The following is an 11,837-nucleotide window of genomic DNA, read 5'->3' as shown; positions in this document are numbered from 1 at the left end:
GAACATGGCTTTTGTATCGATGAAAGAGCTTCTTGAAGATGCAAAACGGGAGCATTACGCAATCGGCCAGTTTAATATTAATGGCCTGCAGTGGACAAAAGCGATTTTGCGGGCTGCGGAGGAAGAACAGTCTCCTGTCATCGCGGCGGCATCAGATCGGCTGATCGACTACTTGGGCGGATTCAAAACCGTAGCCGCGATGGTCAATGCGCTGATGGAAGAATTGTCAATCACCGTTCCCGTTGTCCTTCACCTTGATCACGGCAGCAGCGTGGAGCGCTGCAAACAAGCCATTGACGCAGGGTTTAGCTCGGTCATGATTGACGGATCACATTCACCGATTGATCAGAATATCGCCATGACGAAAGAGGTAGCAGACTATGCCAAGCTTCACGGTGTGTCAGTGGAGGCTGAAGTCGGTACGGTAGGCGGCATGGAGGACGGTCTTGTGGGCGGTGTAAAATACGCTGATCTTCATGAGTGCCAGCGTCTCGCGGAAGAAACCAATATTGATGCCCTGGCGGCTGCGCTTGGATCAGTCCATGGAAAGTATCAAGGTGAACCTAAGCTCGGATTCAAAGAGATGGAGGAAATCGCTAAGGTCACGAATATTCCGCTTGTTCTTCACGGCGCATCGGGAATTCCGGCTGATCAAATCGCAAGAACCATCCAGCTTGGCCACGCGAAGATCAACATCAATACAGAATGTATGGTGGCATGGGCAGAAAAAACGCGCGTCATGTTTGAAGAAAATCGAGACTTATACGAACCCCGCGCCTATATGACGCCGGGAATTGACGCGGTAAAAGAAACAGTGAAAAGCAAAATGAAAGAATTCGGCTCAGCGGGAAAAGCCGCTAGACAGCAAGTTAGCTGAAGAAAAAGCACTCACGTCATCGTGAGTGCTTTTGTCATGCCATTTATTTTTGGTTTTCTTTCTCGCGCTTAACCAGCATATCAGCAATCAAATCAACCTGTTTGCTGACGGAAATCGGATCGTATGGGTAGAATGTGTCAAAGTCATTGATAAACACGCGGTTATGTTTGACGGCGTCGAGGTTTTTCCAGATAGCGGATTCCTTCAGCTTGTCGAGTGTTTTGCTTTCGCCTTTCGGATTGTAGTCCGTAATGAACATATAATCTGCGGCATACTCAGGAATGACCTCTTGAGAGAGCTGTTTCATCTCTCCTTTTTTGATGACATCTTGTTCAATTTTTTCAGGCGCTTTTAACCCAAGCGCGTTGTATACAGCTTGGCCGCCGCGTCCGCCATTGTCATTGAACACCCAGAATTCGTCCTTGTCCGTGTTTTCATAAATACCGAAAGTCGCATCTTTGTCGATGATGCCGGCCATTTTCTTTTTGGCTGCTTCCGCTTTTTTGTTAAAGTCAGCCATAAAGGATGTTGCTTCGTCTTTCGCTCCGGCGATATCCCCGAACATGCTGACTGTGTCTTCTATGTTTTTCGCTGTGTTATAAGGAACGACAACAGTTGGCGCGATTTTTTTTAATTGATCGACATTTTCTTCATTCATGACAACAATTAAGTCAGGCTGAAGCTCCGTCACTTTTTCGACGCTGATCGGATCACCGACATCCTCCACATCTTTCAGCTTTGATTTTAAAAACGGATTATCAAATGACCATGAACCCGAGCCAACCACATTCGCCCCGACAGACAGCAATTCTCCAGCATAAAAATCAGTGACGATGCGTTTCGGATGTGCAGGGATTTTGACGTCTCCTTTTGTGGATTTGTATGTTCTCATTTCTGTTTTATCGGAAGCTGAATCACCTGAGCTTCCTTTCGAAGCCGTGCTGCTGCATGCGCTGATAAATATAAGAAGCAGCACCAGCATGCCCACGAGCAATGTGTTCTTTTTCATCAAGAATCCCCCAATATGTATTTTAATTAATCAGTAATGATTATCATTATCAATTAATAATATAGCAGGAAACCTGTGCTCCGTCTATCACTATTTTAAAGGGAAAAAATTTCTCGTTAACAGGTGACGCGGTATGCTTAATCTATTATTATAGGTAAATAGGAGGAGAAAAATATGGAAATTACAAAAAGAGGTGCCGCTTGGGAATGGCGGCATAGCTGGTGGATGCTGTTTATTTTCATGCCTTTTGCTATCACCAGTTTTTTTGCCTTTTTATTAATTGGCATCAAGGTTAGAAATAAAAAGTGGATCATGTATGGAATTATTTATTTTTTCGTATTTGCGTTTGGTTTTGTGCTGCCCGATTTACCAGGAATTTTTATTGTGCTCCCGTTATGGGCTGTGACGATTATTCATGGTTTTAAGGTGCGTCCGCTGTATCTGATTCAGCTGGATGTCTACAAAGACAATGTGGAGGCACGGACCTTTGCTGAGGCAAGAAGTGAAGCCGAAAGCAGATTTCATGCACCGAAACAATCGATTCAAGATATACATATTCGCAAAGAACGGTAAGAAGCGGGTCTTTTATGAAGGCCCGCTTTCTCTTGTTGCGCAGAACCGATGAAAGCATTATGATGGGGGCATCAAAAAATGATGGCTCTGAAACGGCCTTATCCTTTTGGAGGATGGATTGCATGAATAAAATCATGATTGTGGAAGATAGCGAAGACATTCGGTCATTATTACAAAATTATTTAGAGAAGTACGGATATAATACGGTGGTTATCAATGATTTCACAGCTGTATTGGATAAGTTCTTGCGGGAAAAGCCCGATGTGGTGCTGCTTGATATCAACTTGCCGGCATATGACGGATATTATTGGTGCCGGCAAATCCGCCAGCATTCGACCAGCCCGATCATCTTTATTTCTGCCAGAAGCGGCGAAATGGATCAGGTGATGGCGATTGAAAACGGCGGCGATGATTATATTGAAAAGCCCTTTTCTTATGATATTGTGCTCGCGAAAATCAAAAGCCAAATTCGCAGGGCGTATGGAGAGTATGCGGTAAAGCAGGGAGAAAGAATCGTGGAATTCGAGAGTGTGCAGCTGTATGTAGAGCGATTTGAACTGCGTTATCAAGAACAAAAGTGCGAGCTCTCAAAGAAAGAAAGCAAGCTTCTTGAGGTGTTGCTGGAACGCGGAGAAAAGGTAACGGGAAGAGACCGGTTAATGGAAAAAACGTGGGATACTGATCTGTTTGTTGATGACAATACGCTGAATGTATATATCACCCGTTTGCGCAAAAAGCTTCGTGACTTAGAGGTGCCTTTTTCGATCGAATCTGTCCGCGGTGAAGGATATCAGTTGAGGCCGCTGTCATGAAACTGTTTTTACGGGCTCATGTACTCTTAATATTGCTTTTTCTGATTCAAGGCATTTTTGTTTTTACGTACTATTGGTTTGCAGGTCAGCGTTCCCTTGCCCATTTATTCTATATACTCGGCGTGCAGCTGCTGTTGTTAGCGGTGTATTTGATCTATCGCTGGTATCAAGACCGCGGTGTTTATCAGTGGATCAGCTCTCATCAGGAGGATGCGGAAGTGCCTGATTTAGGTTCTTCTTTGTTTTGTTCTGAGCTTTATGAAAAACAGATGGAACTGAACCGCCTCCACAATCAAAAGCTTCAAGAAAAAGAAGCCAAACTGGAAGATAGGGTAACCTATATGAACCAGTGGGTGCACCAAGTGAAGACACCGCTTTCTGTTATTAATTTAATCATTCAGGAAGAGGACGAACCCATTTTTGGGCAAATCAAAAAAGAAGTCCGGCAGATTGAATATGGATTGGAAACATTGCTATATTCCTCGAGGCTCGACCTGTTTGAGAGAGATTTCAAAATAGAAGCAGTCTCTTTATCCGAGATTCTCCAAACCGTTATTCAAAGCTATAAACGGTATTTTATTGAGCATCGTGTATATCCGAAAACAAATATTCTCACTGACGATACGATTTATACAGACCCAAAATGGCTGAAATTTGCGATTGGGCAGGTAGTGACAAACGCGGTGAAGTATTCCGCGGGAATGAGTGACCGGATTGAGCTGACGATATTTCAGCATGAGGTTAAAACGGTGTTAGAAGTAAGAGATTATGGTGTGGGGATTCCCTCACAGGATATAAAGCGTGTGTTTGATCCCTATTACACAGGTGAAAACGGCCGGCGTTTCCAAGAATCAACCGGGATAGGCCTTCATCTGGTGAAAGAAATTACGAAAAAACTGAATCATGAAGTAGAGATCAGCTCTTCTTCGGGAAAAGGTACAGCGGTACAATTTTTATTTCTTACAAAAGTGTAAGGAGGCATTAAGAAAACCGCATAGCACACTGCCATCCCTCTTGATAAGATTTGTTTACCAGCTTATCAGGGGGGATTTTTTATGAGGTTCTTCGCACACATGATAAGCCGGTTTCTGATGAAGAATAACGATAAGGAGGATTCTCATGGCGAATATGCTCGAGGTCAAACATTTAAATAAAACTTACAAAGGACAAGTGTCTCACCAGGCGTTAAAACAAATCTCTTTTTCAGTAGAAGAAGGGGAATTCACGGCTGTAATGGGCCCGTCGGGTTCCGGTAAAACAACGCTTTTGAATATCATCTCAACAATAGATCGTCCTGATTCCGGAGATGTCTTGATCAAAGGAGACAACCCTCACAATCTGAAAAGAACAAGGCTGGCACAATTCAGGCGCAAACAGCTTGGTTTCGTGTTTCAGGACTTTAACCTGCTTGATACACTGACGATTGGCGAAAATATCATGCTGCCGTTAACACTCGAAAAAGAATCTCCTTCTGTCATGGAAAAAAAGCTGTATGCCATCGCAGAAAAGCTTGGAATAGAGAATCTTTTACAAAAGCGTCCGTTTGAGGTCTCAGGCGGACAGCGCCAGCGGGCGGCCATTGCGAGAGCAGTGATTCATAAACCTTCACTGATTCTGGCTGATGAACCGACGGGAAACCTCGACTCTAAAGCTTCCAAGGATGTTATGGAAACCATGCAAAGCCTGAACCAGAACGATCAGATTACAGCATTGATGGTCACCCATGATCCTGTGGCGGCAAGCTATTGCCAGCGTGTGATTTTTATTAAAGACGGAACACTGTTTAACGAAATTTACCGCGGGGATAACCGCCAGGTGTTTTATGATCAAATCTTGGATGTACTTTCTATGCTGGGGGGAAACGCAAATGACCTTTCTTCAGTTCGCTTATAAAAATGTTACACGAAACAAACGGTCGTATTTGGCGTTTTTTTTGAGCAGTGCTTTTTCTGTATTGATTTTCTTTACTTTCGCTATGTTTATTTTTCATCCTGCTCTTAAGGAAGGATACTTGAATAACATTGCGAGGCAAGGATTAACAGCAGCGGAGTGGATGATTTTTATTTTTTCAATTTTATTTGTTCTATATTCCGTTAATGCTTTTTTGAAATCCAGAAACAAAGAGTTTGGCATTCTGCTGATTCAGGGGATTACGCCCGCCCAGCTGCGGGTGCTGGTGACAGCTGAAAACATGATGATCGGCGCCTTTTCAATTGTTGCCGGGATCATCGGCGGACTGATTTTTTCAAAAACATTTTTTACAATCGGTGCTTATATTTTAGAAATGGACGCTTTACCCCTGTATATGCCTTGGAAGGCGTTGGGGATTACGATTTGCGGATTTATGCTCTTATTTTTCCTATTATCGCAGTTTACGCTCTTTTTTATTAAATCCAAAACCGTTATTTTGCTGATCAAAGGCGCGGAAAACATGAAACCTGAGCCGAAGCCGTCTATCCTTCTGTCGATTTTCGGCGTGGCATGCCTTGTGATGGGCTACGGAATGGTCTTAAAAGAGAATGTTCACTCCTATATGCCTTTTCTGATTTTGATCTTAACCATTGTCGGAACGTATTTTTTCTTCAGCCAGAGCAGTATTTGGATATTGCGGGCCGTGAAGAAGTGGAAGAGCTTTTATTTGCGCGGGAAAAATGTCATTTGGATTTCTGATTTAGTCTATCGCTTAAAGGATAACGCCCGCCTGTTTTTTATCGTCAGTATTATTTCAGCAGTGGCATTTACAGCAACAGGGGTGCTGGCAGTTTACAAATCAACTGTCGGGGCAATGGATTCAGCCTATGAAATGGAGTACTTATCCTTTGAAGGCAATCCGAAAGAAAAACAGCACCTGCAAGATATTGAACATGAACTGAAGCAGAACCATTTCTCATTTACTCGTTATGATATGCAGGTTTCATACGTGCGCTATAAGCGGGGAGATGAAGTGCCGCCTGTTATCTTAATGAATCAGAAAACATTTCAAAAGCACTTTAGTATCAGCCTGAATGATCTGAAAAACGGTGAAAGCATCTATTTTCCAAGCACCTATGAGATCAATGATAAATCAGAATTTCCGAAACAATTAGATCTGGTGAACAAGAAAAATGAGCTGGCAAATCAGAAGCTCGAAGTGAAAGAAACAAAAAAACCGCTGATTTCTGTAAACAGCGTTCTTGTCGTAAATGAAACAACCTACAAAAAGCTTCATAAGCTTGGAGAAAGCACGAAGCTCATTGGTTACAAATTTAAGAATTGGAAAGACAGTTTAGGCATCAGCCAATCACTTACAAATAAATTGTATGGTGATTATTCTGACGTTCACTTTCAATTTGATGCGAAGGCCAGCACACACTATATGACAGTGCAACTGCCAAGCTTAAGCTTATTTATCGGGCTCTTCATTGCCATTGTCTTCTTTACCGCGGCCGGAAGCTTTTTATACTTCCGCTTGTTCACAGATTTAGAGGAAGATCAGAAGCGCTACCGTTCATTAGCGAAGATTGGATTTAGTGAAGAAGAAATGTCACAAAGCGTAACCATTCAATTAGCGATCTTGTTCTTCTTTCCCTTTGCGATGGCTGTTCTTCATACGGTTTTTGCCATTAGAGCTGGCGACTTTGTCAACGTAACCAAACCATTGCTGCTGACAATCGGAGGATTTTTAGCTTTTCAGCTGCTGTTCTTCTTGATTGTGCGGTTTAGCTACTTGAAAAAAATAAAAAGCGATTTAACGATGAAATAAAGGATGGTAAAGATGAAAAAATCTTTTCAATTATTGTGGGGGCAGGGGCTATCGCAGCGATTTGAGGAATTCTCTTCATTCATAACGAGATAACTGACAGAATCAACCCGCTTGTTCCCAGACAGGATATGTATGTCCAGATGAATCGAGATGGCCAGCATCTTAAATCAGGCGGCACTAAATATACACTAGACGGCTGCAATAAGTCCGGTGAAAAGAGCGAAGTAACGTTCCTGGCAAGCGGTGATTTGCGGAAGAATGCCTATTTAAAAGTCAACACAAAAGGCAAATATGTAGAGACCTGGGAAGAAGTGCAATATAAAGATTTGCCCAAAAACGTCCAATCACAATTAAAACAATAGAGAAGCAAGCGGCATAGGGGGAGCTATGCCGCTTGCTTTTATATATTACTGCTGGTAGGAATGCTGCTGGAATGGCGTGTTTTGTCCGAATGGAAGTGCTGATACATTCGAATTCATGCCGCTGGATTGCCCAGTGAGTTCCTGCTGCATTTGGTTGCACATGTTGACAACCTGCTGGCATTTTTGAATCGCCATGTCATGTCCGTGCAGTGCTTGCTGAATGGTATGTGCAGCTTGTTGTTCGTGGTTTAGTATCTGCTGCAGCATTTGGATGTTCTGCTGCTCCTGATGAAGCATTTGGCGATATTGCTGGCTGCTTTGCTGTGTTTGCTGAATGAGCTGCTGAGCAGTCTGGCGGGCTTGGTTCAGCTGCTGCAAGCCGTGTTGTGTATTATGCATGAGTGATCCCTCCATGTGATCGATTGACGTGAGTCGGTATTATCATGCAACCTGAATGAAAAGAAATTCCGCAAACGAGAAACTACAATTATTTTCCTCAACTTCTCTTTCTTTGAATGCAGCCGGTAAAGATTGTATACTTGCACAAACCCTTTTTATGTAAATGCTCCGCTTTTCATACCATAAGGAGTGCGGAAAACGGAACCCTGAAATGGGGAATCGTATTCCGCTTTTTTCTTTGCCCGCTTCAAAAACCGCCTTCACCTGCGGTAAATGGGATATTCAGCCTGTTTTCTACTGTGCGGAGGCGCTGATTGAGCCGATTTAAGCGGCGGGTATGGCGTTCAACAGCTTGGCTTAACTGATTGACCTGTTCGGCCATCCGTGCAATTTCCCGATTTTGGCGGCGGTCTTCATTTGTAAGGCGTGTTAACTCTCTTGTTTGTTGTTCATTTTGCCGTTCAAGTACTGCAATTCTTCTTTCTAATGCTGGCGGCTGTCTGTTCATCTGGTCGAGCTCATAATAATCCTGCTGCGGATAAGGATTGTATTCATATTGGCTATAGTAAGGCGGCTGCGGACTGTAATATTGATAAGGGTCCATGTGATCAATCTCCTTAAAAAATGTAAAATATGGGTGAATTCTTTATAACTTATGTAGTCATTGGCACAGTGCCACGGCATTCGCCCAAAAAGGAGAGAAAGGACGGAGATCGCGATGAGAAAAAACTGTGCCATGTTACTCTTAACGGCTGTATGTTCATGATAGCGGGCTGCCAACAGCAACGCCGTTTTATGATGGAACGTGGGATGAGGGGATGACCCCGGGACCCATGGACGGCGTGAGGTCAGCAGCAGTTACATTTACCAAAGACGAGGTAGCAGAGACGGAAGTGATTAAAGGGAGAGGTGCAGCTGTTTTAAGGCATACAAGATCATGTCCCAGAGCACTGACGGGTCCATTGAGATTCAGTATCTTGGCTCCTATTATCCGCTCAAAAGCACGCTGAAAAGAGGTGAAAACGGGACGTTGATATGAGAGCAAAATGGCCAGACAAAAACGATGACAAGAATCGAATCAAAGACCGGCAAGGAGGAGACATATGAGAAATAAAAAAGCTGAAAGCCTTGTGCTAACAGGACTTATTTTACATATCATTCAGTGGATTTTTATGTTTTGGGCTTTTCTCAAGATTAAACATTTATTTAGTGACTATACGATTTATAACCCTAATGTCATCAGCGGATCTATGCAGTCCTTATCGTTTATCCAAATGATGCGCGCTATGATCTACTCGGGGGCATTCGTGAATTATATTTTGTTTTTTGGGCTTGTATTGCTTATTTATTGTGTAGTGCTTCACGCCATCCTGATTGTTATGGAAATGGCCGCTTACGTTATGATCAGACGGAACCCTGCATCATCAGGGGCAGTCTTTTTGACGGCGGCAGGTGTGAAGCTAGCCATCTTGAATATAACCGGCATTCCTTTTTTAGCTGCCGGCTTCCTGCTGATGAAACAGGAAAAAGCAGAAAATGGCGGCATGGAGACAGAAAGAAAGCGGAAACCGCGCACGCGTATGCGAAGACAAGGCGGCGTCAAAATAGAATCAGGAGAAAATCATCTCTTCCAGTTGAATATCAAAAAGAAAAAACGATATGATGGGACTATAGCCTGAAAACGACATGAAGGAGATGCAGGATGTACAAACTAATTGCAATTGATATGGACGGAACACTTTTAAATGATCACCATGAAGTAACAGAGGAGGTCCGCAACGCGCTTCACGCGGCAAAAGCGGAAGGCGTCAAAATTGTGCTTTGCACCGGCCGGCCTATCGGGGGAGTGCGGAGATATTTAGATGAACTGAATTTAATTGAAGAAGGCGACTATGTCATCGCGTACAACGGAGCGCTTGTTCAAAATACGCATACAAATGAAGTGGTCACGGAGCTGTCTCTCGGATATGATGATTTAACTTCATTATATGACCTGAGCTTAGAGCTGAAGACGCCGATGCATTACTTTGACTCATCTAATCTGTATACGCCTAACCGGGATATCAGTGAATTTACCGTATACGAATCCTATGTGACACAAGTGCCGCTTCATTACCGCAAAGTTGACGAAATGCCAAAAGACATCCTCATCCCGAAAGTGATGTTTATTGATAAACCGGAGAACTTAAGCCGCGTCATTACATCAATTCCAGAAGACGTGAGAGAAAAATATACGATGGTCAGAAGCGCGCCTTTCTTTTATGAAATTCTGCATCCTGAAGCCAGCAAAGGAAATGCCGTACGCCAGCTGGCGCAGCTGCTTGACATTGAACAGGCGGAAGTCATGAGCATAGGTGACAACGGGAACGACCTGACAATGATTGAATGGGCGGGCTGCGGCGTTGCCATGGCAAACGCCATTCCAGAAGTATTGGAGGCCGCAAACTTTCAAACACGCTCCAATAATGAACATGGGGTTGCGCATGCGATTCACGAGCTTGTTTTGGCGAAATAATGAAGTCCAGCCTTTTAGGAGGCTGGATTTTTTGTTATGGCGGCTTTATTGTGCCTGTCCGGTCTGTAATTGTAGAATGGACGCTAACATTTCTTTTCCTGCTGCCCCGTCGATATTTAGAACGTCAGCGATTGATCATGAACCTGTATAATTTCTGATTGGCTCTGCTGCTGAAGAGGACTTGTAGAAATAAAAAGGAATCAATCGCCATAAACATCAGCATCGTACATTTTTTTTGAGGAACGAATCTTCTTGTTCATTGTTTTGATGTCATGCTAATCTTTTGACGAATCTAGTTGACTTTCGTTATGCTGATAAAACAACTCGTTCACAAAATGTATGATTTTAGCCTGAATTGAAAGGGGACTGAATCAGATGTGCACAAGTCTTACATTGGAAACTGCTGACCGGAATCATTTATTAGCGAGAACAATGGATTTTGCATTTCAGCTGGGGACGGAGGTCATTCTCTATCCGCGCCGTTACAGCTGGACGAGTGAAGCTGACGGAAAGGTGCATCAAACGCAATACGCGTTTATCGGTATGGGGAGAAAACTTGGAAATGTATTATTTGCCGACGGTGTTAATGAAAGCGGTTTATCTTGTGCGGCGCTTTATTTTATGGGATATGCGGAGTACGAAAAAACGATACGGGGAGACGGCGTTCATATTGCCCCGCATGAGTTTGTAACATGGGTGCTGTCAGTCTGTAAGTCTTTGGAAGACGTAAAAGAAAAGATCCAATCTTTAACGATTGTAGAGAAGAAATTAGAGCTATTGGATACAGTTTTACCGCTACACTGGATATTGTCAGACCGGACGGGACGCAGCCTGACGATAGAACCGAGAACAGAAGGCATCAAAATCTATGACAATCAACCAGGTGTCATGACGAACAGTCCCGACTTTTTATGGCATGTGACCAATCTTCGGCAATATATAGGAATAAGGCCGAAACAATTCGAGAGCAAGGAGATGGCCGGCTTGATGCTGTCCGCTTTTGGCGAAGGCTCGGGCACTGTAGGTCTGCCGGGAGATTATACACCGCCTTCACGGTTTGTCAGAGCTGTTTTTCTGAAAGAACATCTAGAGCCGGCGGCAGATGAAACAAGAGGTGTATCAGCAGCTTTTCAGCTTTTGTCAAACATGGCAATACCCAAGGGTGCTGTGATAACGGAAGATGACGAAATTGATTATACGCAATATACTTCTGTGATGTGCAGCGACACGGGAAACTACTACTTTCACCACTACGATAATCGGCAAATCCAAAAAGTAAGTTTATTTCATGAAGACCTTGACCGTTTTGAGCCTAAAGTGTTTTCTGCTAAAGCAGAAGAAAATATTCTAGAGCTTAATTAAGATTCAATCAGCTGATGCCGTTACGAATCCGGGGTCAGCTTATTTTTTTGTGCAATTTCACAGCTTCTGAATGATTGGCAAAACAAAATGGACATTAGTGGTTCCGCATAAGCACGGCACATCATAACAGCCGTTGAGAAAGCCGATATCAAAGAATTTTTAGCGCATATTGATTAAGATTCAGCT

Annotated in this window: 12 protein-coding genes and 2 pseudogenes; 11 read left to right on the top strand and 3 right to left on the bottom strand. The window is 43.4% G+C overall.

Annotation, left to right across the window (positions count from 1 at the left end; translation table 11 throughout):
- The first annotated feature begins 4 nt into the window (after nucleotides 1-4).
- Complete coding sequence (fba, locus tag ACY3LV_RS02110) at nucleotides 5-877, top strand: class II fructose-1,6-bisphosphate aldolase (protein ID WP_333562150.1); 873 nt, start codon at nucleotides 5-7, stop codon at nucleotides 875-877.
- A 43-nt stretch (nucleotides 878-920) separates the two neighbouring features.
- Here fba and ACY3LV_RS02105 read toward each other — a convergent pair whose 3' ends face one another.
- On the bottom strand, nucleotides 921-1,886 hold the full coding sequence (locus ACY3LV_RS02105) for an iron-hydroxamate ABC transporter substrate-binding protein (RefSeq protein ID WP_464863311.1): 966 nt from the start codon (nucleotides 1,884-1,886) through the stop codon (nucleotides 921-923).
- A gap of 174 nt (nucleotides 1,887-2,060) precedes the next feature.
- On the opposite strand from ACY3LV_RS02105, the gene ACY3LV_RS02100 reads away from it, so the two are divergent.
- The 6 genes from ACY3LV_RS02100 to ACY3LV_RS02075 all read left to right on the top strand — a co-directional run bounded on the left by ACY3LV_RS02100 (nucleotide 2,061) and on the right by ACY3LV_RS02075 (nucleotide 7,375).
- Entirely contained in the window at nucleotides 2,061-2,459 is a 399-nt protein-coding gene (locus tag ACY3LV_RS02100) for a hypothetical protein (RefSeq protein ID WP_148963263.1), read from the top strand.
- A 122-nt stretch (nucleotides 2,460-2,581) separates the two neighbouring features.
- Complete coding sequence (locus tag ACY3LV_RS02095; RefSeq protein ID WP_333518950.1) at nucleotides 2,582-3,271, top strand: response regulator transcription factor; 690 nt, start codon at nucleotides 2,582-2,584, stop codon at nucleotides 3,269-3,271.
- The gene (locus tag ACY3LV_RS02090; RefSeq protein ID WP_333561750.1) at nucleotides 3,268-4,245 is read left to right on the top strand and encodes a sensor histidine kinase; all 978 of its coding nucleotides are present in this window, start codon (nucleotides 3,268-3,270) and stop codon (nucleotides 4,243-4,245) included. Before ACY3LV_RS02095 ends, ACY3LV_RS02090 begins: the two co-directional genes overlap by 4 nt.
- 145 nt (nucleotides 4,246-4,390) lie before the next feature.
- Nucleotides 4,391-5,164: an ABC transporter ATP-binding protein gene (locus ACY3LV_RS02085; protein ID WP_087991939.1), complete on the top strand. Its 774-nt coding sequence runs from the start codon at nucleotides 4,391-4,393 to the stop codon at nucleotides 5,162-5,164.
- Nucleotides 5,139-7,013, top strand: a complete 1,875-nt coding sequence (locus ACY3LV_RS02080; protein ID WP_464863310.1) for an FtsX-like permease family protein — start codon at nucleotides 5,139-5,141, stop codon at nucleotides 7,011-7,013. The genes ACY3LV_RS02085 and ACY3LV_RS02080 overlap by 26 nt, the downstream gene beginning before the upstream one ends.
- 68 nt (nucleotides 7,014-7,081) lie before the next feature.
- Complete coding sequence (locus ACY3LV_RS02075; RefSeq protein ID WP_464863350.1) at nucleotides 7,082-7,375, top strand: YxeA family protein; 294 nt, start codon at nucleotides 7,082-7,084, stop codon at nucleotides 7,373-7,375.
- A 45-nt stretch (nucleotides 7,376-7,420) separates the two neighbouring features.
- Here the strand turns inward: ACY3LV_RS02075 and ACY3LV_RS02070 are convergent, their stop codons facing one another.
- Together ACY3LV_RS02070 and cotNE are read right to left on the bottom strand one after the other, a co-directional pair.
- Nucleotides 7,421-7,774, bottom strand: a complete 354-nt coding sequence (locus ACY3LV_RS02070) for a hypothetical protein (RefSeq protein WP_087991936.1) — start codon at nucleotides 7,772-7,774, stop codon at nucleotides 7,421-7,423.
- A 247-nt stretch (nucleotides 7,775-8,021) separates the two neighbouring features.
- Complete coding sequence (gene cotNE, locus ACY3LV_RS02065; protein WP_148963267.1) at nucleotides 8,022-8,378, bottom strand: inner spore coat protein CotNE; 357 nt, start codon at nucleotides 8,376-8,378, stop codon at nucleotides 8,022-8,024.
- 114 nt (nucleotides 8,379-8,492) lie between these two features.
- On the opposite strand from cotNE, the pseudogene ACY3LV_RS02060 reads away from it, so the two are divergent.
- The 4 genes and pseudogenes from ACY3LV_RS02060 (at nucleotide 8,493) to ACY3LV_RS02045 (ending at nucleotide 11,651) form a co-directional block, all read left to right on the top strand.
- Nucleotides 8,493-8,888 (top strand): annotated as a pseudogene (locus ACY3LV_RS02060) (DUF3255 family protein).
- Nucleotides 8,878-9,437 (top strand): annotated as a pseudogene (locus tag ACY3LV_RS02055) (hypothetical protein). Before ACY3LV_RS02060 ends, ACY3LV_RS02055 begins: the two co-directional pseudogenes overlap by 11 nt.
- Nucleotides 9,438-9,476: 39 nt before the next feature.
- Nucleotides 9,477-10,289: a sugar-phosphatase gene (gene yidA, locus ACY3LV_RS02050; protein ID WP_333561747.1), complete on the top strand. Its 813-nt coding sequence runs from the start codon at nucleotides 9,477-9,479 to the stop codon at nucleotides 10,287-10,289.
- Nucleotides 10,290-10,664: 375 nt separating this feature from the next.
- A complete protein-coding gene (locus ACY3LV_RS02045; RefSeq protein WP_464863309.1) occupies nucleotides 10,665-11,651 on the top strand; it encodes a choloylglycine hydrolase family protein in 987 nt (328 codons plus the stop codon).
- The last annotated feature ends 186 nt before the right edge of the window (nucleotides 11,652-11,837 follow it).

The sequence above is a fragment of the Bacillus sp. 11C genome (assembly GCF_055486375.1).
This window is presented reverse-complemented; position numbering and strand designations above follow the sequence as displayed.